This window comes from Acidovorax sp. Root219 (genome assembly GCF_001428665.1).
Taxonomy (GTDB): Bacteria; Pseudomonadota; Gammaproteobacteria; order Burkholderiales; family Burkholderiaceae_C; genus Acidovorax.
The window spans coordinates 173,525-198,181 of the sequence record NZ_LMIJ01000046.1 but is presented as its reverse complement, the minus strand read 5'-3'; the positions used below and the strand labels follow the sequence as shown (position 1 = coordinate 198,181).

Annotated in this window: 24 protein-coding genes; 16 read left to right on the top strand and 8 right to left on the bottom strand. The window is 66.8% G+C overall.

Translation table 11 applies throughout. The features are described from left to right. Positions 1-181 precede the first annotated feature (181 nt). Positions 182-334 (top strand): DUF3096 domain-containing protein, encoded by a 153-nt coding sequence (locus ASE28_RS31725; protein WP_082604393.1) that lies wholly within the window; start codon positions 182-184, stop codon positions 332-334. Between the two features lie 156 nt (positions 335-490). On the opposite strand, the gene ASE28_RS29425 is transcribed toward ASE28_RS31725, so the two are convergent. Both ASE28_RS29425 and gloB read right to left on the bottom strand, forming a co-directional pair. Beyond that, positions 491-2,062 (bottom strand): transglycosylase SLT domain-containing protein, encoded by a 1,572-nt coding sequence (locus ASE28_RS29425; RefSeq protein ID WP_057269592.1) that lies wholly within the window; start codon positions 2,060-2,062, stop codon positions 491-493. Beyond that, entirely contained in the window at positions 2,059-2,835 is a 777-nt protein-coding gene (gene gloB, locus ASE28_RS29420) for a hydroxyacylglutathione hydrolase (RefSeq protein ID WP_057269591.1), read from the bottom strand. Before gloB ends, ASE28_RS29425 begins: the two co-directional genes overlap by 4 nt. Between gloB and ASE28_RS29415 the strand changes: the two genes are divergently transcribed. The 6 genes from ASE28_RS29415 to ASE28_RS32400 all read left to right on the top strand — a co-directional run bounded on the left by ASE28_RS29415 (position 2,834) and on the right by ASE28_RS32400 (position 11,126). Continuing rightward, positions 2,834-3,661: a class I SAM-dependent methyltransferase gene (locus ASE28_RS29415; RefSeq protein ID WP_057269590.1), complete on the top strand. Its 828-nt coding sequence runs from the start codon at positions 2,834-2,836 to the stop codon at positions 3,659-3,661. The two genes, gloB and ASE28_RS29415, sit on opposite strands and share 2 nt — an antisense overlap. A 34-nt stretch (positions 3,662-3,695) precedes the next feature. Then, positions 3,696-4,145 (top strand): ribonuclease HI, encoded by a 450-nt coding sequence (gene rnhA / locus ASE28_RS29410; protein WP_057269589.1) that lies wholly within the window; start codon positions 3,696-3,698, stop codon positions 4,143-4,145. Between the two features lie 143 nt (positions 4,146-4,288). Further along, complete coding sequence (locus ASE28_RS29405) at positions 4,289-5,698, top strand: efflux RND transporter periplasmic adaptor subunit (RefSeq protein ID WP_057269588.1); 1,410 nt, start codon at positions 4,289-4,291, stop codon at positions 5,696-5,698. A 43-nt stretch (positions 5,699-5,741) separates the two neighbouring features. Continuing rightward, positions 5,742-8,891 carry an efflux RND transporter permease subunit gene (locus tag ASE28_RS29400; RefSeq protein WP_057269587.1) on the top strand — a complete coding sequence of 1,050 codons (3,150 nt, stop codon included), beginning with the start codon at positions 5,742-5,744 and terminating at the stop codon, positions 8,889-8,891. A 154-nt stretch (positions 8,892-9,045) separates the two neighbouring features. Further along, complete coding sequence (locus ASE28_RS29395; RefSeq protein WP_057269586.1) at positions 9,046-9,807, top strand: enoyl-CoA hydratase/isomerase family protein; 762 nt, start codon at positions 9,046-9,048, stop codon at positions 9,805-9,807. Between the two features lie 194 nt (positions 9,808-10,001). Further along, the gene (locus tag ASE28_RS32400) at positions 10,002-11,126 is read left to right on the top strand and encodes a hypothetical protein (RefSeq protein ID WP_235516246.1); all 1,125 of its coding nucleotides are present in this window, start codon (positions 10,002-10,004) and stop codon (positions 11,124-11,126) included. Positions 11,127-11,185: 59 nt separating this feature from the next. On the opposite strand, the gene ASE28_RS29390 is transcribed toward ASE28_RS32400, so the two are convergent. From ASE28_RS29390 to ASE28_RS29380, 3 genes are read right to left on the bottom strand one after another with little or no spacing between them, the layout of a single operon-like run. Then, complete coding sequence (locus ASE28_RS29390) at positions 11,186-11,827, bottom strand: glutathione S-transferase family protein (RefSeq protein ID WP_057269585.1); 642 nt, start codon at positions 11,825-11,827, stop codon at positions 11,186-11,188. A gap of 34 nt (positions 11,828-11,861) precedes the next feature. Next, positions 11,862-12,740 (bottom strand): AraC family transcriptional regulator, encoded by an 879-nt coding sequence (locus ASE28_RS29385; protein WP_057269584.1) that lies wholly within the window; start codon positions 12,738-12,740, stop codon positions 11,862-11,864. Positions 12,741-12,766: 26 nt separating this feature from the next. Next, entirely contained in the window at positions 12,767-13,270 is a 504-nt protein-coding gene (locus tag ASE28_RS29380) for a YbhB/YbcL family Raf kinase inhibitor-like protein (RefSeq protein WP_057205714.1), read from the bottom strand. A 243-nt stretch (positions 13,271-13,513) separates the two neighbouring features. On the opposite strand from ASE28_RS29380, the gene ASE28_RS29375 reads away from it, so the two are divergent. Both ASE28_RS29375 and ASE28_RS29370 read left to right on the top strand, forming a co-directional pair. Beyond that, a complete protein-coding gene (locus ASE28_RS29375; RefSeq protein ID WP_200961171.1) occupies positions 13,514-13,996 on the top strand; it encodes a VOC family protein in 483 nt (160 codons plus the stop codon). A gap of 197 nt (positions 13,997-14,193) precedes the next feature. Then, complete coding sequence (locus ASE28_RS29370; RefSeq protein ID WP_235516245.1) at positions 14,194-15,444, top strand: MFS transporter; 1,251 nt, start codon at positions 14,194-14,196, stop codon at positions 15,442-15,444. On the opposite strand, the gene ASE28_RS29365 is transcribed toward ASE28_RS29370, so the two are convergent. Next, positions 15,441-16,454 (bottom strand): LacI family DNA-binding transcriptional regulator, encoded by a 1,014-nt coding sequence (locus ASE28_RS29365; protein ID WP_057269582.1) that lies wholly within the window; start codon positions 16,452-16,454, stop codon positions 15,441-15,443. The genes ASE28_RS29370 and ASE28_RS29365 overlap by 4 nt on opposite strands. Before the next feature lie 421 nt (positions 16,455-16,875). Here ASE28_RS29365 and ASE28_RS29360 point away from each other — a divergent pair, with 421 nt between their 5' ends. The 5 genes from ASE28_RS29360 to ASE28_RS29340 all read left to right on the top strand — a co-directional run bounded on the left by ASE28_RS29360 (position 16,876) and on the right by ASE28_RS29340 (position 22,700). Further along, positions 16,876-17,835, top strand: a complete 960-nt coding sequence (locus tag ASE28_RS29360) for a tripartite tricarboxylate transporter substrate binding protein (protein ID WP_057269581.1) — start codon at positions 16,876-16,878, stop codon at positions 17,833-17,835. A 65-nt stretch (positions 17,836-17,900) separates the two neighbouring features. Next, complete coding sequence (locus ASE28_RS29355) at positions 17,901-19,052, top strand: mandelate racemase/muconate lactonizing enzyme family protein (protein WP_057269580.1); 1,152 nt, start codon at positions 17,901-17,903, stop codon at positions 19,050-19,052. Positions 19,053-19,094: 42 nt separating this feature from the next. Further along, on the top strand, positions 19,095-20,702 hold the full coding sequence (garD, locus tag ASE28_RS29350; RefSeq protein WP_057269579.1) for a galactarate dehydratase: 1,608 nt from the start codon (positions 19,095-19,097) through the stop codon (positions 20,700-20,702). 67 nt (positions 20,703-20,769) lie between these two features. Beyond that, positions 20,770-21,885, top strand: a complete 1,116-nt coding sequence (locus tag ASE28_RS29345) for an SMP-30/gluconolactonase/LRE family protein (protein WP_200964008.1) — start codon at positions 20,770-20,772, stop codon at positions 21,883-21,885. A 44-nt stretch (positions 21,886-21,929) separates the two neighbouring features. Next, on the top strand, positions 21,930-22,700 hold the full coding sequence (locus ASE28_RS29340; protein WP_057269577.1) for an SDR family oxidoreductase: 771 nt from the start codon (positions 21,930-21,932) through the stop codon (positions 22,698-22,700). Between the two features lie 4 nt (positions 22,701-22,704). Here the strand turns inward: ASE28_RS29340 and ASE28_RS29335 are convergent, their stop codons facing one another. Beyond that, complete coding sequence (locus ASE28_RS29335; protein ID WP_057269576.1) at positions 22,705-23,049, bottom strand: metalloregulator ArsR/SmtB family transcription factor; 345 nt, start codon at positions 23,047-23,049, stop codon at positions 22,705-22,707. Between the two features lie 94 nt (positions 23,050-23,143). Here ASE28_RS29335 and ASE28_RS29330 point away from each other — a divergent pair, with 94 nt between their 5' ends. Then, positions 23,144-23,524, top strand: coding sequence for a thiol-disulfide oxidoreductase DCC family protein (locus ASE28_RS29330; protein ID WP_057269575.1), 381 nt, complete (start codon positions 23,144-23,146; stop codon positions 23,522-23,524). Positions 23,525-23,571: 47 nt separating this feature from the next. Beyond that, positions 23,572-24,279, top strand: coding sequence for a bifunctional 2-polyprenyl-6-hydroxyphenol methylase/3-demethylubiquinol 3-O-methyltransferase UbiG (gene ubiG / locus ASE28_RS29325; RefSeq protein WP_057269574.1), 708 nt, complete (start codon positions 23,572-23,574; stop codon positions 24,277-24,279). Positions 24,280-24,285: 6 nt separating this feature from the next. On the opposite strand, the gene ASE28_RS29320 is transcribed toward ubiG, so the two are convergent. Further along, entirely contained in the window at positions 24,286-24,612 is a 327-nt protein-coding gene (locus tag ASE28_RS29320; RefSeq protein WP_057269573.1) for a thioredoxin family protein, read from the bottom strand. Positions 24,613-24,657 lie beyond the last annotated feature (45 nt).

Sequence of the window (24,657 nt, the reverse complement as noted above, 5' to 3'; positions counted from 1 at the left end):
CGTGCTACAGCACTGTCTGCGGCTTCCCGCCTAGTTATACGATTGAATGCAAATCCGTATGAGACTGCCTGCGCATCAAGCGCCTTCTGCGCTTTCGGGACGGGAAGATGGCTTACATTGGCCGGCATCCGGTTTGCCGTAGGCTCGGCACACCAACTTCCTACCCACCAAGGATTTCTCCATGGCATTCTCCCTCAGCATCGGCCCGCTCGTCTCCCTGATCGCGGGCATCCTCATCCTCGTCATGCCGCGCCTGCTCAGCACCATTGTGGCCATCTACCTCATCGTCATGGGAGTACTAGGACTGATGGGCATGCATTCCCTCAAGCTCTGAGGGGGGTGAGCCGCTGAGAAAACCTCCCTGGCGTCGTTGCCTCGTCTTGCCGTACTTTCAGTACTGTCTGCGACGAGGCGCCTAGCCAGGAAGCTTTTTCAGCAACTCGTGAGAGTGGGGCTGCCCCGTCTGGCAAAAAGCCCCAACCCCTGGAGCTCAGCGCTTCTTGACCTTCGATGGCGTGCCGCCGCGCTTGGCGGGGGCTGAGGCCGGGGCCTTGGCTGCGCTTTGCTTGCCGCGGGCCTGGACCACGTTGCGCACGTTCGAGGATCGCACCTGGGTGGCAGCTGCCACCGCGGCGCGCACCGGCAGGTAGACCACGATCTGCTGGCCCAGCTTGAAGGCGGCGCTGGCCTTGACGTCGTTCCAGTCGGCCACGTTGCTGGTGCTCAGGTTGTAGCGCTTGGCCACGCTGGCCACGGTTTCGCCCTTGCGGGCGCGCACCGTGGTGCGGCGGGTGACGATTTCGGGGGCGAATGCCAGTTGGCCGTTGTCCGCCAGGTGCGATGAGACGTCCTCGCGCGTGGTCACCGAGCGCGGCACCATCAGTGCCGAGCCGGCCTTGATCAGCATGCGCGGCGGGATGTTGTTCATGGCGCGCAGGTCGTTCTCGCTCATGCCGGTGCGCTGGGCGGCATCGGCCACCGTCATGGTGGTGGGCACGGACCATACCGTCCAGCTGGCGTACTGGCCTTCGCGGCGCGCTTCCAGGTTGCGCTGGAAGACCTTGGCATTGTCCCAGGGCAGCAAAATCTGCGGTGTGCCGGCCGCCAGGATCACGGGGCGCTTGTACGAGGGGTTGAGCGCGCGGAAATCGTCCTCGCGGATGCCCGAGAGCGTGGCCACCAGCGCCACGTCAATGTCGTGGGTGATGTCCACCGTCTGGAAGTAGGGGTGGTTCTCGATCAGCGGCAGCTCGGCCTTGAAGGCATCGGGGTTGGCCACGATGTTCTTCACCGCCTGCAGCTTGGGCACATACAGCCGGGTCTCGGCCGGCATGTTCAGGTCGGTGTAGCTGGTGCCCAGGCCCGCCTTCTGGTTGCGCGCAATGGCGCGGCCCACGCTGCCTTCACCCCAGTTGTAGGCGGCCAGGGCCAGGTGCCAGTCGCCGAACATGCCGTGCAGCTTCTGCAGGTAGTCGAGCGCTGCGCGGGTCGATGCCAGCACGTCGCGCCGGTCATCGCGAAAGGCGTTCTGCTTGAGGTCGAAATAGTTGCCCGTGGCCGGCATGAACTGCCACATGCCCGCCGCCTTGGCGCTCGACACCGCCTGGGGGTTGAACGCGCTCTCGATGTAGGGCAGCAGCGCCAGCTCGGTCGGCATGCCCCGGCGTTCCAGTTCTTCGACGATGTGGAACAGGTACTTGCTCGAGCGCTCCGTCATGCGCTGGATGTAGTCTGGCCGCGTGGCATACCACTGCTCGCGGTCCTGCACCAGCTCGTGCTGCAGGTCGGGCATGGCAAAGCCGCGCCGTATGCGGTCCCACAGGTCGGCCGGGGCCGAGAGCGATGCCACGCCGCCGCCGTTGAAGGTGTTCACCGCCATGATGGGCTGCAGCGGCCCGTTCGGGATGAGCGGCGTGTGCGCGGGGCGCGCAGGCGCCTTGTTGTTGGTGGGGGTGGCAGGGCCGTCGGACGCGCCGCCCGCCACGGTGGTGTCGGTTCCGGTGGTGGCGCAGCCGGTCAGCCAGAGCATGCCGGCCAGGCACGCGATGTGCACAATTTTCATCGAAACTCGTTTTTCCATTGGCGCAGTGCCGCCAGTACGGCCACTGCGTCGTGTTGATCTGCCTGCAGGTCGAACCGCTGCGCTGCTTCGCGCACCTCGGCTTCGCGCACGCGCAGGAAGGGGTTGATACTGCGCTCTTGCGCAATGTTCGATGGCAGGGTGGGCAGGCCTTGCGCCCGCTGTGCTTCGCACCAGCCGAGGTAGTGGACCAGATCCTGGTTGCCGGGTTCCACGGCACGCGCGAATTTAAGGTTCGAGAGTGTGTATTCGTGCGCACAACACACCCTGGTGTTGCCGGGCAGGGCCGCCAGCTGGTCGAGCGAGTCGAGCATCTGCGCCGGTGTGCCCTCGAACAGGCGCCCGCAACCGCCCGAAAACAGCGTGTCGCCGCAGAACAGTACCGGCGTGCCCCCCATGTCCGCACCGTAGTAGGCGATGTGCCCGGCCGTGTGGCCCGGCACGTCCAGCACCGTGAAGTGCAGGCCGGCCACGTCCACCTTGTCGCCAGCGGCCAGGCGCACCAGCGGCTCGGGGACTTTCTCGCGGGCCGGGCCGTAAACGGTGGCGCCCGTGGCCTCGCGCAGCACGTCCACCCCGCCGACGTGATCGTTGTGGTGGTGCGTGACTAGAATGGCCTGCAATCGCAGTCCCAGGTCGTGCAAAGCCTTCTGTACCGGTGCGGGATCTCCCGGGTCGACCACAATGGCCTGGCGTGCGTCGTGCAGCATCCAGATGTAGTTGTCGGCAAAGGCGGGCAGCGGTAGCAGGTTCATGAGCGATCAAATTATAGGTTTGCACCACTGGTTCGATTCCCCGCCCGGCCGTTACCTGCTGGCCTGGGAGCAAGCCCGCCTGGATGAGGCGGTGGCGGACCTCTTTGGCTACCACGCCGTGCAGCTGGGCATGCCCCTGCTGGACGGCCTGCGTGCCAACCGCATGCCCTACCAATGGCTGGCGCTGGGGCAGGAGGCCGTGGGCGAGGGGGGCCTGGCCGCCGAGCCCGGCCTGCGCGAGGATGGTACGCCGCGCCAGGCCATCGCGCTGCTGGCCGAGCCGGTGGCCCTGCCATTTGCCGAAGCCAGCCTCGACCTGGTGGTGCTGCCCCATACGCTGGAGCTGAGCATCGACCCCCACGCCGCCCTGCGCGAAGTGGCGCGCGTGCTCGTACCCGAAGGGCGCGTGGTCATCAGCGGCCTGAACCCCATGAGCCTGTGGGGCCTGCGCCAGCGGCGTGCGCGGCTGTACGGCCGCTTCGGCCGCGGCTCGCTCTACCTGCCCGACGTGGGCGAGTTCATCGGCTACCGCCGCCTGCGCGACTGGTTGCGGTTGTTGAGCTTCGAGGTCGAATCGGCCCGGTTTGGCTGTTATTGTCCTGCGGTGCGCAGCAGCCAGTGGATCGAGCGCTTTGGCTGGCTGGACCCGCTGGGCGAGAAGTGGTGGCCGATTTTCGGCGCCGGGTACTTCCTGGTGGCCGTCAAGCGCGTGCACGGCATGCGCCTGCTGGAGCCCGCGTGGCGCACCGCGCGCCAGCGCAACGCAGCCACCGTGCCCGTGGCGCACCGCACCCCCTCGCCACCGGGCGCTACGCACCGGCGCTGATGACCATGAACATGAAGAAGAACAGGAATCCATTTTGAACGAGGTCGTGATTTACACCGACGGTGCCTGCAAGGGCAACCCCGGCCCTGGTGGCTGGGGCGTGCTGCTGCGCGCAGGCACATCGGAGAAGGAGCTGTTCGGCGGCGAGTTGGGCACCACCAACAACCGCATGGAGCTGCTGGCCGTGATCGAGGCGCTTGCCGCCTTGAAGCGCCCCTGCGCCGTCACCCTGTACCTGGACAGCGAGTACGTGCGCAAGGGCATCACCGAGTGGATCCACGGCTGGAAGGCCCGCGGCTGGCGCACCGCCAGCAACGCCCCGGTGAAGAACGTGGAGCTGTGGCAGCGCCTGGACGCCCTGGTCGCCAACGGCGGCCACCGCATCGACTGGCGCTGGGTCAAGGGCCACTCGGGCGATCCGGGCAACGAGCGCGCCGACCAACTGGCCAACAAGGGCGTGGACAAGGCGCTGGGCCGCGGCTGAGACCACGCGGGAGACTGGGGCGGCGGTTGAATGTCTCCAATCCCCCACCCCTTAAGTAGCCGGGGGCTGCAGGTTTGGATACACACTGATACATTGGCGGATTGCCCGCGCCCGGGCTTTACCGATCTCACTGCTGCTGATCCATGGCGTCCAAAACCCGTTACATCGTTGTTGCTGTCGCCGGCATCGCTGCCGCATCGGGGGGCGCATGGTGGCTTCAGCGCCCTGCGGCGCCGCCCAAGGCGGACGGCGCAGTCACACCTGCAGGGGGCAATGGCCCCTCGGCTGGCGCGCGGGGGCCGGGCGGGCAGGGCGGAGCGGGCCGGGTTGTGGCGGTGGAGGCCACGTCCGTGCGCCAGATGGCGCTGCGCGACGATGCCGAGGCCGTGGGCAGCCTGCGCTCGCGCCGCAGCGTGGTGCTGCGCCCCGAGGTCAGCGGGCGCATCACCCAGCTCAATTTCACCGACGGCCAGCGCGTGCGCCAGGGCCAGGTGCTGGTGCAGTTCGACGACCAGCTGCCCCGCGCCCAGGTGCAGCAAAGCCAGGCCGAGCTGTCCATCGCCCAGGCCAACCACAAGCGCAACCAGGAGCTGGTGGCCCAGGGCTTCATCAGCCAGCGCTCGGTCGACGAGAGCGCCGCCAACCTCGAAGTCGCCCAGGCCAAGCTCTCGTTGTCGCAGGCCACGGCCTCGCGGCTGCGCATCCTGGCGCCGTTCGACGGCATTGCCGGCATCCGCGGCGTGAACGTGGGCGACTACCTCAAGGACGGCGCCGACATCGTCAACGTGGAAGACCTGGACGCGGTGTACGTGGACTTTCGCCTGCCCGAGCGCCTGCAGGGGAAGGTGCGCACCGGCCAGACGGCGCGCGTGGTGTTCGATGCGCTGCCCGGCGTGCGTTACGCCGCCGTGGTCCAGGCCATCAACCCGCAGATCGACGCCGACGGCCGTGCCGTGGCCGTGCGTGGCTGCATCGACAACCGCCGCCTGCAGTTGCGCCCCGGCATGTTCGCGCGTGTCACTACCGTGTTCTCCGAACGCGCGAACGCCCGGGTGGTCCCTGAGGAGGCCATCGTGCCCGAGGGCAGCAACGCCTTCGTCTACAAGGTGATCGAAGGCAAGGAGCCCGGCACCCGCGTGGCCCAGCGCACCGCCGTGACGCTGGGGGCGCGCGCCCCTGGCCTGGTGGAGGTGGTGGACGGCCTGGCCGCCGACGACCTGGTCGTCACCGCAGGGCAGCAGCGCATCCAGCGCGACGGCACCGCCGTGCGCGTGGTGGTGCTGGGCCAGCCGGAGGCTGGCAGAGGCGCTGCCGCCGGGCCGGCACGCGCAACGTCGAGTGCGGCTTCGGGGGCTGCCCCCATGGCCGATGCGCCGGCGTCCGCCGCACTTTCCGTGGGCAAGGCCGCAACTGCGGCCCCCGTCACCGCATCGGCACCCGCTGCGGCGCCGGTCGCCGCCCTGGTGGAGCCACTGCCCGGCCCCAACCCCTGCCAGGTGGCGGGCACCTCTTCGGGCCGCTCGGCACCCGTGCTGCCGGGCAAGCCCGCCTGAGCCGCCTGCAGCCCTCTTCACCGCTCCCTGCTGACGTACTGCCATGCAACTCGCTGAACTCTCGATCCGCCGGCCGGTGCTGGCCACCGTGCTGTCGCTCCTGGTGCTGCTGGTCGGGGCGGTGAGCTTCACACGCTTGTCGGTGCGTGAATACCCCAAGATCGACGAGCCCGTGGTCACCGTCAGCGTGCGCTACGCGGGGGCCTCGGCCGAGGTGATCGAGTCGCAAGTCACCAAGCCGCTCGAAGACTCGATCGCCGGCATCGACGCGGTGGACGTGATCACCTCCATCAGCCGCGCCGAGCAAAGCCAGATCAGCGTGCGCTTTCGCCTGGAGAAAGACGCCGACAATGCCGCTGCCGAGGTGCGCGACCGCACGGCCCGCGTGCGCAACCGCCTGCCCGACGCGGTGGACGAGCCCGTGATCGCCAAGGTCGAGGCCGACGCCTCGCCCGTGATGTGGCTGGCCTTCAGCAGCGACACCCGCACCCCGCTGGAGATCAACGACCTGCTCAACCGCATCGTCAAGCCGCGCCTGCAGACCGTGACCGGCGTGGCCGACGTGCCCATATACGGCGAGCGCCGCTACGCCATGCGCGTGTGGCTGGACCCCGAGCGCATGGCCGGCTACCGCCTGACCACGCAGGACGTGGAAGACGCCATCCGCCGCAACAACCTGGAGCTGCCCGCCGGCCGCATCGAGTCGCAGCAGCGCGAATTCAGCGTCACCTCGCAGACCGACCTGGCCAGCCCGGCGCAGTTCGCGAACGTGGTGATTCGCACCGTCAACGGCTTTCCGGTGCGCATCCGCGACGTGGCGCGGGTGGAGGAGGGCGCCGCCAGCGACCGCAGCCGCGTGCGCCTGAACGGGCGCGAGGCCATCTCCCTGGGCGTCATCCGCCAGGCCACGGCCAACCCGCTGGAGCTGTCGGCCGGCGTGCGCGCCATGCTGCCCACGCTCAAGGCCGACCTGCCGCCCGACATCGCTATCGACATCGCCAACGACAACTCTCTGTTCATCGACCGCTCGGTGAAGAGCGTCTACACCACCATCGCCGAGGCCGTGGTGCTGGTGGCGCTGGTGATCTTCGTCTTCCTGCGCACGGCGCGCGCCTCCATCATCCCCATCGTCACCATCCCGGTGAGCCTGGTGGGCAGCTTTGCGCTGATGTCGCTGGCGGGCTTCTCGATCAACACCCTCACCCTGCTGGCCCTGGTGCTGGCCATCGGCCTGGTGGTGGACGACGCCATCGTGATGCTGGAGAACATCTACCGGCACATCGAGGAGGGGCTCGATCCGTTCTCGGCCGCGATCAAGGGCGCACGCGAAATCGGCTTTGCCATCGTCGCCATGACGCTGACCCTGGTGGCCGTGTATGCGCCGCTGGCCTTCACGCCCGGCCGCACGGGCCGCCTGTTCGTCGAGTTCGCGCTGGCGCTGGCCGGCGCCGTGGTGGTCTCGGGCTTCGTGGCGCTCACGCTCTCGCCCATGATGTGCTCGCTGCTGCTCAAGCACAACCCCAAGCCCAACTGGTTCGACCGCTCCATGGAGCGCTGGCTCACGGCCCTGTCGGACGCCTATGGTCGCCTGCTGCGCTGGATCGTCACCGCACGCTGGGGCGGCAAGGGTGGCGGCGTGCGCGGCGTGCTGTTCCAGGCGCGCTGGCTGGTGATCCTGGCCATGGCGGTCAGCGGCGCCGCGCTGGTGCTGGTCTACCCCGGCATGCGCCAGGAGCTCTCGCCGCTGGAAGACCGCGGCACCATCCTGGTCAACGTCACCGCACCCGACGGCGCCACGCTGGACTACACCAACCGCTATGCGCTGGAGCTCGAAAAGGTGGGCCGTGACTACCCCGAGTTCGACCGCATCTTCGCCAACATCGGCAACCCCACGGTGGCGCAGGGCAGCGTGATCTACCGCACGGTGGACTGGGAGAACCGCTCGCGCAGCACGCTCAACCTGGTGCGCGAGCTGCAGCCCAAGGTGGTCGGCCTGCCGGGCGTCAATGCCTTTTTGATCACGCCGCCCTCGCTGGGCCAGCCGTTCCGTGCGCGCCCGCTCACCTACGTGATCCAGACCTCGGACAGCTACGAGAACCTCAACGCCGTGGCCAACGCCATGATGGCCGAGATCGCCAAGAACCCAGGCATCGTCTCCCCCGAGGCCGACCTGCGACTGAACAAGCCCGAGCTGCGCATCGCCGTCAACCGCGACCGCGCCGCCGACCTGGGCGTGAGCGTGGACGTGGTGGCCAAGGCCATCGAGACCATGCTGGGCGGGCGCACCGTCACGCGCTACAAGCGCGACTCCGAGCAGTACGACGTGATCGTGCAGACCCAGGCCAGCGGCCGCACCACTCCCGAGAACATCGACAGCATCTACGTGCGCGGCCGCAACGACGCAATGATCCCGCTCTCCAGCCTGGTCAACGTCAAGGAAAGCGTGAGCCCGCGCGAACTCAACCACTTCGGCCAGCGCCGCTCGGCCACCATCACGGCCAACCTGTCGCCCGAGTATTCGCTGGGCGAGGCCCTGACCTTCATGGACAGCACGGCCGCCAAGGTGCTCAAGGCCGGCTACACCACTGACCTCAACGGCACCTCGCGCGAGTTCCGCAGCTCGCAGGGCGCGCTGGGCATCGTCTTCCTGCTGGCGCTGGTGTTCATCTTCCTGGTGCTGGCCGCGCAGTTCGAGAGCTTCATCGACCCGCTGGTGATCATGGTCTCGGTGCCGCTGTCCATGATCGGTGCGCTGCTGGCGCTCAAGTGGAGCGGGGGCTCGCTCAACGTGTATTCGCAGATCGGCCTGATCACGCTGGTGGGGCTGATCACCAAGCACGGCATCCTGATCGTGGAGTTCACCAACCAGCTGCGCGAGCAGGGCCTGGAGATGGTGGACGCGCTCGTCAAGGCCTCGGCCCAGCGCCTGCGCCCCATCCTCATGACCACGGGCGCCATGGTGCTCGGCGCCATCCCGCTGGCCCTGGCCTCGGGCGCCGGTGCCGAAACGCGCTCGCAGATCGGCTGGGTGATCGTGGGCGGCATGTCGCTGGGCACGCTGCTCACCATCTTCGTCGTGCCCACCATGTACACCCTGTTCGCCCGCAAGGCGGTGCCCGGCGCCAACACCGCCGTGGCGGCCGAAGAACCCGCCGAGCCGTTGCACACCGCGCACGACTACGTGGCGAAGTAGTAGCCGGGGGGAGAGGCGACGGCCGCTGGCGCGCACCGTCTGGCATATTGGCGCATGTTGTATGCGCCTTGGCACCGCGTGCGTTCAATTCAAGCGCATGCCATGCTGCGGTGCACCCCAGCCAAGTCCTATTGCCGTAGAAAGACCCCTTCTCATGAGCTTTGCTACCCACACCGTTGAAGGCGCCGTCAGCATCGTCACCCTGCAGCGCCCCGAGCGCCTCAACGCCATCAGCGGTACTTTGCTGGTCGATTTGCACACCGCCCTGCAGGCCGCTCAGAACGAGCCCGCCACGCGCGCCATCGTCTTCACGGGCGCCGGCCGCGCCTTCTGCGCAGGCGACGACCTCAAGGAGTTTGCCGAGCAGTCCGAAAGCCCCGCCACCATCGCCGAGCACAGCGAGCGCATCCAGCAGATCACGCGCGACATCATGTTCGGCCCCAAGCTCGTCATCGGTGCCGTGCACGGCTATGCCGTGGGGGGCGGCTTCGAATGGGTGCTTAACTGCGACCTGGTGGTGGCGGCCGACACGCTGGTCTGCTTCTTCCCCGAAATGGCGCTGGGCCACTTCGTCACCGGTGGCGTCACCCACCTGCTGCCCCAGATCCTGGGCCATCAGCGCACCATGGAACTCATCGTGCTGGGCGAGCGCCAGAGCGCTGCGGATCTGAAGGCCCTGGGGCTCGTCAACCGCGTGGTACCGGCGGCTGAGATGCTGCCCACTGCGATGGCATTGGCGGCCGAGGTGGCGACGCGGTCGGCTGGTGCTACCGCGCGGCTCAAGCGCGTGCTCACATCGGGCCTGGGGCCGCGCATTGAAGAGGCACTGCTTGCAGAGAGCAAGGCGGCGAATGCGTGCTTTGCGGATCCGGATACGGCACAGCGGATCGAGGTGTTTGCGAAGGGGCGGTTGTGATCTCGTGAGCTGCGGGACTGTGCGGCTCTTGACCGGTACTCGATACACTCTCTTGACATATTGAAGAGAGGGGGGCAACCGTGAAATCAGTTAGAGTTTTGAGCGAAGCAGGGGCGATGGCCAGAACCGTTGTTCATCAGCTTCAAACCTCCCGGCGTGTGTGGATCGCTGTGGCTTGGGCTACAGAGAATACAGTGTTCACTGAGCTTCTACGCCAAGAGGAAAAGCTCCAACGCGTTGTCATTGGAACGCATGGCTCGCTCACGGCTCCTGGTTGCATCGAGCAATTGGCCAACAAGAACTGGGCTTTTTTTCGTAGTGCCAAGGGTCCGCTGTTCCATCCTAAGCTGTACTTGTTTGAGCATGACGACCGATACACGGCCATCATCGGCAGCCATAACATGACTCGCGGAGCTTTTAATAGCAACGTTGAGTTGAGTACTGCGTCAGACTTTGACAAGGGAGATCCTGCGATTCGCATATTGCAAGAGTTCATTGCTCAAGAGGCCAAGGGCCCTTGCATTGTGCCGACTGATACGTTTATCAGTCGCTACCGTGCGAGTCATCGGGCGGCTCTGAGTCAGCGGAAAAATGTCGATGATCTATATATGGACGAACCGGTCCGAATTGATGAGAAGCATCGTAGGGAAGCGCCTATCCACATGGAATGGGAGCAGTGGCTTAAAAAAGTTGATGAAGAGGACGAGCATGGCCGTGGTCGTCGGCTTGCTATGTTGGAGCGGGTACAGGAATTAATGCGGCAACCAGGAGGCTTTTTGAAGTTGCTTCTCAAGGACCGCCAGCGAATCGCGGGCATTAGCATGGAAAGATCAAAGGGAGGGAGTGATATCGACTGGCACTTCTTCGGCGAGATGACCGCCGCAAGACGATTTGGACACTCTTATGCGCGTCTGGTTGAGGAGGCGCCCGAAGAGTTAGTAGCCGCTTTGGACTTCATTCCAAGCGATATCCCTCCCAATCGAGAGAATTGGCTTGCCTATTGGAAAGCTCTTTTGGCGGCGGCCGGCGAAAAAGGCGGTATCAGTATCGGAGGAGCTACGAGGCTTGCCTGTTTGAAAAGGCCGGACTACTTCGTACCAGTGACAAGTGCCAATCGGGAAAAATTAGCTAGGCAGCTTGGCGTGCAGAAAAATGCACTCGACTCTCCAGAAGATTATTGGGACACGGTGGTTAAGACCATCTTGCTAACACCGTGGTGGAACGAGGAATGTCCGGCAGATCCTACAGATGCAAAAGCCTGGAGGGCGCGCGCCGCTATGTTGGACGCGATTGTGTATGTAAGGCCAACAAAGCAATAGACAGGATTGCAAGAGCGTGGGTCCCCGAACCCTGCTATCGATCTCGTCTTTGTGGCAACTCACTCCAGCATCGGCACCAGATCCGGATCCCCCTTCGTCATCGCGCGCTGGTACGCAGGCCGCGCACCGATGCGTTGCAGGTAGGCGCGGATGTTCGGGTACGGCGCAAGGTCCAGTGGCTGGAACAGCCGCATGGTGGTGAGCGAGAACACGCTCATTACATCGGCGGCCGTGAACTCCTGGCCCGCAAGGTAGGGCACTTCGCCCAGGCGTGCCTCCACCAGCGCCAGCACCCGGTCGAGGCGCACCTGCGCGTTCTGCTGCACCGGGTGGTCCACCGGCAACTGGGCGCGGTTGACCACCATCATGCGGCCCAGCACGGGCATCAGGTTGCCGTTGGAGAAGTGGAACCAGTACAGGAACGCCGCGTAGTCGGCATGCTCCGGCGAGAGCTTGAGGCGCCCGCCGCCGTGCCTGGCGATGATGTATTCGACGATGGCGGCCGACTCCGCCAGCAGCAGGCCACCGTCTTCGATGACCGGCGCGGCGCCCAGCGGGTGCAGGGCCTTGAGTTCGGGCGGCGAGAGGCGCGTGACGGCGTCGCGCGTGTAGTGCACCAGTTCGTAGGGCAGGCCCAGTTCTTCGCAGAGCCAGACGATGCGTTCGGATTGAGAGTGGCCGAGGTGGTGGATCTTGAGCATGGGGTAGTGGTTGGTTGGTAGTTTGGAAAAGGGATCAGTGGGCCCCGCGCTCATGGCCGCGCACGGCCGTGGGTGCAAAGCCAAAGCGCTGGCGAAACCGCACGGCAAAGCGCGAGGGTGATTCATAGCCCACCGACAGCGCGATGGACGATACCGGTTGCGCCGTGGCCTGCAGCAGCGTGAGCGCGGTAGCCATCCGCGCGTCCACGAGCAATTGGGTGAGCGATGCGCCTTCGGCGACCAGGCGGCGGCGCAGCGTGGCTTCGGACACGGCCAGTTCGCTGGCGATGCGGCCGGCGGTCCAGTCGGCGTTGAGCCGGCTCGCGATCAGCGCGCGCACCCTGACCGATACGCCGGGATTCGCTGGTGGGGCGTGCACGGCGATGCCGTGCTGCTCCAGCAGCCAGTGCAGCACCTCCAGCACCCGCTGGCGCGCGACGTAGGCGGGCAGGGCTTGGTCCGGCGCCAAGGATTGGGCGGCGCGTTCGAACGCGTTGGCCAGCGTTGGTGCCACCTGGGGCACCCGGCGCACCGATGCGCTCGCTGTGCCGGAGCGCTCGGCCTGCGCAGCACGGGCCAGGTAGTAGGGGTCTTCGAGCAAGGCGGTGTCGAACACCAGCCAGCGGGCCTCGTAGTGGTCCACCCCGCGGGGCACGGCGTTGGTGAAGTCCACCGTCTGCTGGCCGTCGATGACGATGGCCTGCCCGGGCGTGGCGCGTGCCGTGGCGCCGCGCTCGGCGCGCACGGTCTTGGTGCCTTGGTCGACCAGGATCAGCGCGGGTTGGTCCATGCGCATGCGCAGTATCTCCAGCCCGCGCCCCTGCAGCACGTGGGCCGCCATGCCCACGCCGGGCAAGGCGTGGATGCTGCGGGCCGGGGCTGCGCCGTCGGGTGCAGCGGGGCGTGTGCGCATGGGGCTGTGGTTCATCGATACCGCGATCAGCGTGCGCCCATGGCGGTGAAGCTGGCCTTGCCCACCGTGTGGGCGCCGGCCATGAAGGCCAGCAGCGCCGGGGTTGCCGTGGGCGGCAGGTCCAGCTGCGGCACGTCGAGCGCGGTCACGGTGATCACGTAGCGGTGCGCTTCGCCGGGCGGGGGCAGGGGCCCCACATAGCCGGGCACGCCCATATCGGTGTTGATTTCCACGGCGCCTGGGGGCAGGGCGCCGGTGCCTGCCACCCCGGCGCCGCGCGGCAAGGCGCGGGTGCTGGCCGGCAGGTTGGCCACGGCCCAGTGCCACCAGCCCGAGCCGGTGGGTGCGTCGGGGTCGTACAGGGTGACGATGAAGCTCTGCGCGCTGGCCGGCGCGCCCTGCCATTCGATCTGCGGCGACAGGTTGTCTCCCGGGCCGCCCATGGCGCTGGCGAACTGCGCGCGGGCCACGCGGCCATCGGCCATGTCGGGGCTGTGCACGGTGAATGGGGTGGCGGTGTTGAAAGGCATGTCGATTCCCGGTGGTTGGTGTGCGCAAAGTCTAGGTTCCGGGGTACTTTCAAAGGGTGCGGCGCCAATCGCATTCTGTGCCAATCCGATCAAATGCAAAGACGCGCAGTGTCGCGGTGGCGTCCTACAGGCACTGCCTTGCGGGTTGGCACCGAACGCGACACACTGGCCGGCGTTCGATCCGCGCAGGGGCTGCTTTGCTTCGTGTTCCTGCTTACACCCATCCATCTCAGGAGACACCGCATGCCCATGCCCAAGAACACCGTCTGCATCTGGTACGACAGCGAAGCCGAGGCCGCTGCCAACTTCTACGCCCAGACCTTCCCGGACAGCAAGGTGACCGCTGTGCACCAGGCACCATCGGATTTCCCGGGCGGCGGCAAGAAGGGCAATGTGCTGACGGTGGAATTCACCGTCGCCGGCATCCCCTGCATCGGCCTGAACGGCGGCCCACAGTTCAAGCACAGCGAGGCCTTCTCGTTCCAGATCGCCACCGACGACCAGGCCGAGACCGACCGCCTGTGGAACGCCATCGTCGGCAACGGCGGGCAGGAGAGCCAGTGCGGCTGGTGCAAGGACCGCTGGGGCATCAACTGGCAGATCACCCCGCGTGTGCTGACCGATGCCATGGCCCAGGGTGGGGAGGTGGCCAAGCGTGCCTTCCAGGCCATGATGCCCATGAGAAAGATCGATGTCGCAGCGATAGAAAAGGCCGTTCGCGGCTGAGCCTGGCCGCGTGCAGGTCCGCCGGAGCATCGGGAAATATTTTTCTCCGGTGCGGTTGACGGGCAGCGAAACACCACGCCATAATCCGCCCCGCAGCTGCCAGCCAGCCTGTCGTAAGCGTTACCGTCATCCAACGCGTCCTTTGTCGAGAGGAGCCCAGTAAGGGCGTGTCTCGGCGTTTTAAAGGCGCGCTCTCCATGACGTCACGCATTTCGCATTCTTCTTCTCCATCCCCCTCCGCTTCTTCCGTAGTTCGCCCGCTCGGGTCCGTTTCTGCACCTGCGCCTGCCTTGTTCGCGGCGCTGGCACCGGTGGTGCTGGCGGTCTTCCTCGGTTTTCTGTCCATCAGCATTCCGCTCGGCGCCCTGGCGCTGGAGGTGCGCGACCACTTGGGCTTTGGCGCGGCCACCGTGGGCTGGGCCATCGGCCTGCAGTCGCTGGCCACCTTGCTCACGCGCCACCAGGCGGGCACGCTGTGCGACCAGCGCGGGCCGCGTTTTGCCGTGTTGCTGGGCCTGCCGCTCACGGCCTGCTCGGGGCTGGCGTATGTGCTGGCCAGTGTGCTGCCTTTGGGCGCTGCAACCAGCCTGGCCGTGCTGATCCTCGGCCGGCTGGTGGCGGGCCTCGGTGAAAGCCTGTTCCTCACCGGCCTCATGAGCTGGGGCATTGCGCGCGTGGGGTCGGCGCGCACGGGCTCCGTCATGTCCTGGGTGGGCATTGCCATCTATGCCGCGCTCGGCCTGGGCGCACCGCTGGGGCTGGCGGTGCAGCCATCCTTCGGCTTTGCCGGCGTGGGCGTGCTCGCGCTGATCACACCGCTGCTGGCCTGGGCCATTGCGCTGCGGCTGCCGGCCGTGCCCGCCTCGGGCGGGCAGCAGCGCGTGCCGTTCCACCGCGTGCTGGGCCTCATCTGGCGGCCGGGCCTGGTGCTGGCGCTGGCCACCGTGCCGTATGCAGCCATGGCTGCGTTCCTCACCCTCAACTACGCGGCCCACGGCTGGGCCCATGCGGGCACGGCGCTGCTGGGTTTCAGCGCGGCCTACATCCTCGTGCGCCTGGTGGGCTCGGGTCTGCCGGACCGCCTGGGTGCCACGGCTGTCGCCGTGTGTTCGCTGGCCTTCGAGGCCGTGGGCCAGGTGTTGATCTGGCAGGCGGTCAGCCCTGCCATGGCCGTGCTGGGCGCCACGCTCACCGGCCTGGGCTTCTCGCTCGTGTTCCCGGCCATGGGCGTGCTGGCCACGCGCTCGGTGCCGCCTGAGCAGCGCGGCCGTGCGGTGGGCAACTTCATCGCCTTTGCCGACATTGCGCTGGGCGTGACGGGGCCGGTGGTGGGCATGGCGACGCACTGGTTCGGCATCGGCACGGCCTTTCTTGTGGGGGCGGGAGCCACCTGCGTGGCGCTGGCCTTGCTGGCTGGCGTGCGCCTGGGGCGCAGCGCGGGCGGCTAAGCCGCGTCCACCGACGTGGAGCGCCGCTCGATCAGCCGAAACCCCAGGTCCACGATGGGCTGCGCCACCGCCTCGCCATTGCAGCGGGCCATGATGAGCTGCGCGGCCAGGCGGCCGATCTCGGGGCCATCCACATGCACGGTGCTGATCGACGGCAGCATGTGCGCGCCGAACTCGGCGTTGCCGAAGCCCACCACGGCCAGATCCTCGGGCACGCGCAGGCCGCGTGCCTGGGCCTCCACCAGCACGCCGTGGGCCAGGGTGTCTGAGCTGCAGCACACGGCTTGCAGGCCCGGTTCCTTGTCCAGCAACTCTGCCAGCGCGCGGCGGCCCAGGGCCAGGCTGCTGGGGGCGGGCACCACGGCGGTGGGTACGTCGTCACGTCCCAGGGTGGCCAGAAAGCCTTCGCGCCGCAGCATGGCGCGGTGGTCGCTGCCGGTGGCGATGCCCACCTTGTGCCATCCGCGCGAGAGGAAGTAGCCGGCCACGGCACCACCCACCTTGAGGTGCGAAAAACCGATCACCATGTCCACCGGCCGGTCGCTCAGGTCCCAGGTTTCCACCACGGGTATGCCGGATCGCCTGAGCCGGTCGCGTGCCTTTTGCGACTGCACCAGGCCGGTCATCACGATGCCGTCGGGCTGGCGGCTGATCATGGTGTTGAGCACGGCCTCTTCGCGCTCGGCGTCGTAGTTGGTCTGCCCCACGATGACCTGGTAGCCGCCCGCAGCCAGCGCCGAGGTGAGGGTCTGCACGGTGGGCAAGAACTGCGATACCGACAGCGCCGGCACGATGGCCGCCACCATGCGGCTGCGCTTGGACTTGAGTCCCCCCGCCAGCAGGTTGGGGATGTAGCCCGTGGCCTCCACGGCTTCGCGCACCTTGGCGATGGTCTTGTCCGACACCACGCCCGGGTTGCCCAGCGCGCGCGACGCAGTGATGAGCGACACGCCCGCGACCTTGGCCACGTCGTGCAGGGTGACGGGCTTGTGAGGGGAGGGGATGTTCATGGGGCGGGCGATGACAAGGGAGCGGTGAGTGGGGCCATACCCTACCAAAAATCCGGGGATGCCCGGCACTGGCAAGGTGGCGCGTAGTGCGATGACGACGGGTAGGGGCTCTCGCTGGCCGAGCCGATGGGGCGTGCGGGCGGTGGTTTGTGGCCCTGGCAGGCTTGTCTTCTTCGGGCAAACCCTGGTCTGAATCGGGTTGACGGCTCAAAATGACAACGATATCATTTGCGCCGGACTGCGGCAATCAGCAGCTGGTGGGTGCGACAAACCAACATACAAAAATCGCTGACCATGCTGCTCTGGCAGTGAAATGACAACGTTGTCATTTTGGACTGCGCCGTCAGACCGTTCCACCCAAGGCCGCAGCAACTGCGCGGGCAGGCCATCGGGACCATTTTCATAAAGAAGGAGACAACGCATGAAAAAGACACTCACCGCCCTGTGCATCGGCCTGGCGGCCCTGGCATCACACGCGCAGACCTGGCCCGACAAGTCGGTGACGCTGGTCGTGCCGTTCCCGCCCGGTGGCTCCACCGACCAAGTGGCGCGCGCCGTGGGCCCGCTGCTCACCAACAAGTTCAAGCAGTCCTTCCTGGTGGAGAACAAGGCCGGGGCCACGGGCACCATCGGCGCCACCTTCGTCAAGCGTGCTCCGGCTGATGGCTACACCTTCCTGGTCACGTCGCTCGGTCCGCTGGTCATCACGCCACACCTGCTCAAGGGCATGCAATACGACGCGCTCAAGGATTTCGACCTGATCACCGTGGCCGTGCAGTCGCCCAACGTGCTCGTCGTGCCCACCAATTCGCCGTTCAAGACGGTGGCCGACGTGATCGCCAGCCTCAAGGCCAACCCCGGCAAGCTGACCTTTGCCTCGGCGGGCAACGGCTCCAGCGACCACCTGACGGCCGAGCTGTTCTGGCAGCAGACGGGTACCACCGCCATCCATGTGCCCTACAAGGGTGGCGCCCCGGCGCACACCGACATCATGGGCGGGCAAGTGGATGCCTCGTTCCAGAACGTCAACTCGGTGGTGCAGTACATCAAAGGCGGCAAGATGCGCGCCCTGGCCGTCACCAGCGCCGCGCGCTCGCCCGTGCTGCCCGATGTGCCCACCCTGACCGAAGCCGGCGTGAAGAACGTCGAGGTCACCTCCTGGCAGGCCATCGTCGCGCCCAAGGGCCTGCCGCCCGCCGTGCGCGAAAAGGCCCATGCCGCGTTTGCCGAGGCGCTGAACGACCCGAAGGTGAAGGACCAGTTCGTCGGCATCGGCTTTGAGATGGTGGTTAGCACCCCGGCCCAGTTCGCGGACTTCCAGAAGAAGGAGTACGCGCGCTGGAAGACGGTGATCGAGACCGGAAAAATTTCTATTGATTGATGTCCCCACGCCCCAAGGCGCAGCCTTGGGGCTCCTGTTTTCCTGTTATCCCTCAGTTCCTGCCCATGACTGCCTCCACCCCCTCCGCCGCCAACGACTCCATCGCCTGGGTCCGCGTTTCCTCGTGCTACCTGCCGCTGGCCAACCCGATCAGCGACGCCAAGGTGCTGACCGGCCGCCAGAAGCCGATGACCGAGATCGCGATGCTGTTTGCCGAGATCGAAACCAGGGACGGCCACAAGGGCCTGGGGCTGAGCTATTCCAAGCGCGCGGGCGGGCCGGGGCAGTTCGCCCACGCCAAGGAGATCGCGCCCGCGCTGATAGGGGAGGACCCGAGCGACATCTCGCGCCTGTGGACCAAGCTGTGCTGGGCCGGTGCCTCGGTGGGGCGCAGCGGCATGTCCACCCAGGCCATCGGTGCCTTCGACGTGGCGCTGTACGACCTGAAGGCGCGGCGTGCGGGGCTGTCACTGTCCAAGCTCCTGGGTTCGCAGCGCGACTCGGTGCAGTGCTACAACACCTCCGGCGGCTTTCTGCACACACCCATCGACCAACTGGTGGTGAACGCGGGCGCCTCCATCGAGCGCGGCATCGGCGGCATCAAGCTCAAGGTCGGCCAGCCCGACCGGGCGCTGGACATCACGCGCGTGGAGACCGTGCGCAAGCACCTGGGCGAGCAGGTGCCGCTGATGGTGGACGCCAACCAGCAGTGGGACCGCCCCACGGCCCAGCGCATGTGCCGCATCTTCGAAGAATTCAACCTGGTATGGATCGAGGAGCCACTCGACGCCTACGACTTCGAAGGCCACGCCGCACTGGCCGCCACCTTCGACACGCCGATTGCCACGGGTGAGATGCTGACCAGTGCCGCCGAGCATGGCGAGCTGATCCGCCACCGCGCGGCCGACTACCTGATGCCCGATGCCCCGCGCGTGGGCGGCATCACGCCCTTCCTCAAGATCGCATCGCAGGCCGAGCACGCGGGCCTGAGCCTGGGCCCGCACTTCGCGATGGAGTTGCACGTACACCTGGCAGCCGTGTATGCCACCGAGCCCTGGGTGGAGCATTTCGACTGGCTGGAGCCGCTGTTCAACGAGCGCCTGGAGATCAAGGAAGGCCGCATGCTCGTGCCCACGCGCCCCGGCCTGGGCCTGAGCCTGAGCGAGCAGGCGCGCGCCTGGACGCGCGAGACCGCAGAAGTCGGACAGCGCCCCTGATGCGCCTGCGGTAGATTGAGAAAAACAGCACCGAGAACACCCATGACCAATAGCACCGCATCCACCACGACCCCGGCGCGGCCACCCCTGCACATCAAGATGGACGAGCGCGACAACGTCGCCATCGTCGCCAACGACGGGGGGCTGCCCGCGGGCACCGTATTCCCCTCGGGCCTGACCCTGGTGGACAAGGTGCCGCAGGCGCACAAGGTGGCGCTGGTGGACATTGCCGAAGGCGGCGAGGTGCGCCGCTACAACGTGCCCATCGGCTATGCCCTGAAACCCATCCCCGCAGGCAGCTGGGTACACGAGCGCCTGCTGCGCATGCCCGAGGCGCGCGAGCTCGAAGGCCTGCCCATCGCCACGGTCAAGCCCGATCCGCAGCCACCCCTGGAAGGCTATACCTTCGAGGGCTACCGCAATGTCGATGGCTCGGTGGGCACGCGCAACATCCTGGCCATCACGCAGACCGTGCAGTGCGTGGCCGGCGTGACCGACTTTGCCGTGCAGCGCATCAAGGCCGAACTGCTGCCGCGCTTTCCGAACGTGGACGACGTGGTAGCGCTGGAGCACAGCTACGGCTGCGGCGTGGCCATCGACGCGCCCGACGCCATCATCCCCATCCGCACGCTGCGCAACATCTCGCTCAACCCCAACTTCGGCGGCGAGGTGATGGTGGTCAGCCTGGGCTGCGAGAAGCTGCAGCCCGAGCGCCTGCTGCCGCCCGGCAGCATTCCCCTGGTGGACGAGCGCAACGTGGCCGATACGGGTACGAGCGCCGAAACACCACTTGACGTGGTGTGCCTGCAGGACGATGCGCACGTGGGCTTCATGTCCATGGTCGATTCCATCCTGCGCCAGGCCGAGCTGCACCTGGAACGCCTGAACGCACGCCGGCGCGAGACCGTTCCCGCCAGCGAACTGGTGGTGGGCGTGCAGTGTGGCGGCAGCGATGCGTTCTCGGGCGTCACCGCCAACCCGGCCGTGGGCTTTTGCACCGACCTGCTGGTGCGCGCGGGCGCCACGGTGATGTTCTCCGAAACGACCGAGGTGCGCGACGGCATCGACCAGCTCACCTCCCGTGCCTCTACACCCGAGGTGGCCGAGGCCATGATCCGCGAGATGGCCTGGTACGACGCCTACCTGCAGCGCGGGCGCGTGGACCGCAGCGCCAACACCACGCCAGGCAACAAGAAGGGCGGCCTGTCCAACATCGTGGAAAAGGCCATGGGCTCCATCGTCAAGTCGGGCAGCTCGCCGATCTCGGGCGTGATCGCGCCGGGCGAGAAGCTCCGGCAGCGCGGCCTGATCTACGCGGCCACGCCCGCCAGCGACTTCATTTGCGGCACCCTGCAACTGGCTGCGGGCATGAACCTGCACGTGTTCACCACCGGCCGTGGAACGCCCTATGGCCTGGCCCAGGTGCCCGTCATCAAGGTGGCCACGCGCGACGACCTGGCGCGGCGCTGGCACGACCTGATGGACATCAACGCCGGAACGATTGCCACCGGCGAGAAGACGATTGCCGACGTGGGCTGGGAGATGTTCCAACTGATGCTGGACGTGGCCAGCGGCCGCAAGAAGACCTGGGCCGAGCAGTGGAAGCTGCACAACGCGCTGGTGCTCTTCAACCCCGCACCGGTCACCTGATTCCGCGGCCGAGGATCGGCCGCGTTCCGCTTTCTTTCATTCAAAACCACAACAGGAGACAAGAGAGATGACGACCCATCCACAAGGCATGCTGCCCGCTCGCCGCAAATTTCTGAAAACGGCGGCCGGCACTGGCGTAGCCGCCCTGAGCGGCCTGGCCGGCGCGCAGGCCTTCGACTTCAAACCCAACCAGCGCTACCCCGATCCCTCGGTGTTCATCCTGGACCCGAGCTTTGCCAAGTACCGCATCTACAGCAGCACCGTGGAGCAGCTGGGCACGGGCATGCGCTGGGCCGAGGGGCCGGCCTACTTCCCCGAGGGCGGCTACCTGCTGCTCAGCGACATCCCGAACAACCGGCTGATGAAGTACGACGAGAAGTCCGGGCAGTTCTCGGTGCACAAGACCAACGTCAACTACGCCAACGGCAATGTGTGCGACCGCCAGGGCCGGCTCATCAGCTGCGAGCATTCCGTGACTCGCCGGGTGACCCGCACCGAGAAGGATGGCCGCATCACCGTGCTGGCCGACCGCTTCGAGGGCAAGCGCCTGAATGCGCCCAACGACATCGTCGTCAAGTCGGACGACAGCGTCTGGTTCACCGACCCCACCTTCGGCATCGGCGGCGAATGGGAGGGCTCGCGCGCCACGCCTGAGCAGGCCACGACCAACGTCTACCGCATAGCGCCCGACGGCAAGCTCACGGCCGTGATCACCGACCTGGTGAACCCCAACGGCCTGGCGTTCTCACCCGACGAGAAGAAGCTCTACGTGGTGGAGTGGAACGGCACGCCCAACCGCAGCATCTGGGCCTACGACGTGTCGGCCGATGGCGCCAGCGTCTCCAACAAGACCAAGCTGATCGATGCCGCCGGCCCTGGTGCCTTCGACGGCTTCAAGGTGGACCGCGACGGCAACCTGTGGTGCGGCTGGGGCTATACCGGCGCGCTGGCGGCCGAGCCTGCCGACATCGGCGGCGGCATGAAGGCGCACCTGCCCACGGGTCGCTCCGACGAGATGGACGGTGTGAAGGTCTTCAACCCTGACGGCAAGCCCATCGGCTTCATCCGCCTGCCCGAGCGCTGCGCCAACCTGGCCTTCGGCGGGCCCAAGCGCAACCGGCTGTACATGACCAGCAGCCATTCGCTGTACGCCTTGTACGTGGAGTCGCACGGCGCGGTGTAAGGTCGTACTGTCGCCATCGTTTCTATCTCACCAGGAGTATTTGCGTGTCCTCTCTTCCCGCCCAGAAAGTCGCTCTCGTCACCGGCGCCGGCAGCGGCATCGGCCGTGCCGTTGCCAAGGCGCTCGCGCACGACGGTTTCTTCGTCGTGGCCACCGGTCGCCGTGCCGAGCTGCTCGATTCGCTCGTCTCGGAGGTGCATGCCCAGGGCGGCAAGGCCCTGGCCGTCACGTCCGACGTGCGCGACCCCGCCAGCGTCGATGCGCTGTTCCAGGCGGTCGAGAAGGAGGGCGGCCGGCTCGATGTGCTGTTCAACAATGCCGGCATCGGCGCGCCCGCCGTGCCCATGGACGAGCTGCCCGTGGAGAAGTGGCTGGACGTGGTGGACACCAACATCACCGGCGTGTTCCTGTGCGCGCGGGCGGCCTTCGGCCTCATGCGCCGCCAGTCGCCCCAGGGCGGGCGCATCATCAACAACGGCTCGATCTCGGCGCACACGCCGCGGCCCTTCAGCAGCCCCTACACGGCCAGCAAGCACGCCGTGCTGGGCCTCACCAAGTGCCTGGCACTCGACGGGCGTCCCTTCAACATCGTGGGTTGCCAGATCGACATCGGCAATGCGCTGACCGACCTGTCGGCCCGCATGACCAAGGGCGAGGGCGTGCGCCAGGCCAACGGCACCATGGCCACCGAGCCCATGATGGACGTCAAGCACGTGGCCGAGGCTGTGAGCTACATGGCCGGCCTGCCGCTCTCCGCCAACGTGCTCAACATGACCGTGATGGCATCGAACATGCCTTTCGCAGGGCGCGGTTGAGGCCTTATTCGGCCGCCGGCTTGGGCTTGGCGCCCGCTGCCTTGGCCTTGCTCTGGGCCAGGGCGCGGCTTTCCTTCTTGAGCCCCGTGGACACGGGGCATACGCTCTGCATGAAGCCCGTGAGGGTGTGTGCCAGGTTGTCGCGCTGCAGGCTGTAGAAGACGAACTGGCCGCGCTTTTCCGAGGTGACGAGGCCGGCGTTTTCCAGCACCTTGAAGTGCTGCGAGAGCGAGGGCTTGCTCATCTCGAAGCGCGCAGCGATCTCGCCCGCAGACAACTCGGTCTCGGACAGGTAGGCCAGGATCTTGCGCCGGGGGGTGGACGCAAGTGCTTCGAAGATCTTTTCCATGCGCACATTCTAGCGAAGCCGTGTCGTGACTTATTTAATTAAATATTTAGGTATTTAACTAAATATTGCTATGATGGCTTCAAAGGAAACGGCCATGAGCAACACCCCGAACCCCACTGCCACCGTGTACTACAACAGCGCCTGCCCCGTGTGCGATGCCGGCATCTGTGCCATGCGGGAGCGGCTGGCCGCCGATGGGGGTGTGCAATTGGTGGACGTGCACCAGCACCCCGAGGTGCTCGATGCGCTGGGCCTGGACCTCGAAGCCGTGCGCGAGCGCCTGCACCTGGCCGACGGGCAGGGGCGCATGCAGGTGGGTGCCGATGCCCTGGCCGCCGCCCTGCGGCGTTTGCCGCGCTGGGGCTGGTTGGCCGCGCCGCTGCGCTGGTGGGGCCTGCGCCGTATCACCGACCTCTTCTACAACGCCTTTGCGCGCCGGCTCTACCGCTGGAACCGAGCCAAGGGCCACTGGTAACAGGCGCTGAGCCGATCGATCTTCCCCATTTTCAAAGGAGCAACACCATGGTCCACACCAATTTCGACGCCGCTGAACTCGCCAAATTCCAGCAACTGGCCGACCGCTGGTGGGATCCCGAGTCGGAATTCCGCCCGCTGCACGAGATCAACCCACTGCGTTTGCAGTGGATCGACGATGCGGTGTCATCACTCCAGGGCAAGCGTGTGCTCGATGTGGGCTGCGGCGGTGGCATCCTGGCCGAGTCCATGGCCCGGCGCGGTGCCGATGTGCTGGGCATCGACCTGGCGGACAAGCCGCTCAAGGTGGCCACGCTGCATGCCCGCAAGACCGGGGCGAGTGTGGCCTACCGCGCCGTGTCGGCCGAGGAACTGGCGGCAGAGCAGCCCGGCAGCTACGACGTGGTGACCTGCATGGAGATGCTGGAGCACGTGCCCGACCCGCGCCTGGTGATCGAGGCCTGTGCGCGGCTGGTCAAGCCCGGTGGCTGGGTGTTCTTCTCCACGATCAACCGCACGCCCTTTGCGTGGCTGATCGCGGTGTTCGGTGCGGAGCGCGTGCTGCGGCTGTTGCCCGTGGGCACGCACGACTGGCGCAAGTTCATCCGCCCGCACGAGCTGGTGGCCGATGCGAAGGCGGCGGGCCTCACGCTCAAGGACTCGCGCGGGCTGGGCTACAACCCCTTCACCCGGGCGTTCAGGCTGCACCGCGCGCTGCGCGTGGGCTACCTGCTGGCAACGAAGAAGCAGGGTTGAAGGGAGTCAACCTGCAACGGCCTGCAGCGCCTGTTGCACATCGGCGGCCTGCTGCGGACGCACCAGGCGGTCCACTTCCTTGCCGTCCTTGAGGAAGACCAGGGTGGGCCAGAGCTTCACGCCGAAGGTGCGGCCCAGGCGCTGGCCGGGGCCGTCCTCGACCTTGACGTGGGCCACATCGGCACGGTCCTTCAAGGCCCCTTCGATCAGGGGCTGGGCGCGCTGGCAGTGGCCGCACCAGGGCGTGCCGAACTCGACGACGGTGGCGCCGGCCAATTGGTCCACTTCATCGCGCGAAGGGGGCTGTGCAAGGTGTTGGGCTGCGTAAGGCATGGCGATCTCGTTTCCATGAGAGGGGGGTGTTCAGTGCAGCGTAGT

What these genes read in the sequence shown, in the direction of transcription:
- ASE28_RS31725 (WP_082604393.1), top strand. Translation starts at nt 182, where the DNA reads ATGGCATTCTCCCTCAGCATCGGCCCGCTCGTCTCCCTGATCGCGGGC.
- ASE28_RS29425 (WP_057269592.1), bottom strand. Translation starts at nt 2,062, where the DNA reads ATGAAAATTGTGCACATCGCGTGCCTGGCCGGCATGCTCTGGCTGACC.
- ASE28_RS29415 (WP_057269590.1), top strand. Translation starts at nt 2,834, where the DNA reads ATGAGCGATCAAATTATAGGTTTGCACCACTGGTTCGATTCCCCGCCC.
- gloB (WP_057269591.1), bottom strand. Translation starts at nt 2,835, where the DNA reads ATGAACCTGCTACCGCTGCCCGCCTTTGCCGACAACTACATCTGGATG.
- ASE28_RS29405 (WP_057269588.1), top strand. Translation starts at nt 4,289, where the DNA reads ATGGCGTCCAAAACCCGTTACATCGTTGTTGCTGTCGCCGGCATCGCT.
- ASE28_RS29400 (WP_057269587.1), top strand. Translation starts at nt 5,742, where the DNA reads ATGCAACTCGCTGAACTCTCGATCCGCCGGCCGGTGCTGGCCACCGTG.
- ASE28_RS29395 (WP_057269586.1), top strand. Translation starts at nt 9,046, where the DNA reads ATGAGCTTTGCTACCCACACCGTTGAAGGCGCCGTCAGCATCGTCACC.
- ASE28_RS29390 (WP_057269585.1), bottom strand. Translation starts at nt 11,827, where the DNA reads ATGCTCAAGATCCACCACCTCGGCCACTCTCAATCCGAACGCATCGTC.
- ASE28_RS29385 (WP_057269584.1), bottom strand. Translation starts at nt 12,740, where the DNA reads ATGCGCACACGCCCCGCTGCACCCGACGGCGCAGCCCCGGCCCGCAGC.
- ASE28_RS29380 (WP_057205714.1), bottom strand. Translation starts at nt 13,270, where the DNA reads ATGCCTTTCAACACCGCCACCCCATTCACCGTGCACAGCCCCGACATG.
- ASE28_RS29375 (WP_200961171.1), top strand. Translation starts at nt 13,514, where the DNA reads ATGCCCATGCCCAAGAACACCGTCTGCATCTGGTACGACAGCGAAGCC.
- ASE28_RS29370 (WP_235516245.1), top strand. Translation starts at nt 14,194, where the DNA reads ATGACGTCACGCATTTCGCATTCTTCTTCTCCATCCCCCTCCGCTTCT.
- ASE28_RS29365 (WP_057269582.1), bottom strand. Translation starts at nt 16,454, where the DNA reads ATGAACATCCCCTCCCCTCACAAGCCCGTCACCCTGCACGACGTGGCC.
- ASE28_RS29360 (WP_057269581.1), top strand. Translation starts at nt 16,876, where the DNA reads ATGAAAAAGACACTCACCGCCCTGTGCATCGGCCTGGCGGCCCTGGCA.
- ASE28_RS29355 (WP_057269580.1), top strand. Translation starts at nt 17,901, where the DNA reads ATGACTGCCTCCACCCCCTCCGCCGCCAACGACTCCATCGCCTGGGTC.
- garD (WP_057269579.1), top strand. Translation starts at nt 19,095, where the DNA reads ATGACCAATAGCACCGCATCCACCACGACCCCGGCGCGGCCACCCCTG.
- ASE28_RS29345 (WP_200964008.1), top strand. Translation starts at nt 20,770, where the DNA reads ATGACGACCCATCCACAAGGCATGCTGCCCGCTCGCCGCAAATTTCTG.
- ASE28_RS29335 (WP_057269576.1), bottom strand. Translation starts at nt 23,049, where the DNA reads ATGGAAAAGATCTTCGAAGCACTTGCGTCCACCCCCCGGCGCAAGATC.
- ASE28_RS29330 (WP_057269575.1), top strand. Translation starts at nt 23,144, where the DNA reads ATGAGCAACACCCCGAACCCCACTGCCACCGTGTACTACAACAGCGCC.
- ubiG (WP_057269574.1), top strand. Translation starts at nt 23,572, where the DNA reads ATGGTCCACACCAATTTCGACGCCGCTGAACTCGCCAAATTCCAGCAA.
- ASE28_RS29320 (WP_057269573.1), bottom strand. Translation starts at nt 24,612, where the DNA reads ATGCCTTACGCAGCCCAACACCTTGCACAGCCCCCTTCGCGCGATGAA.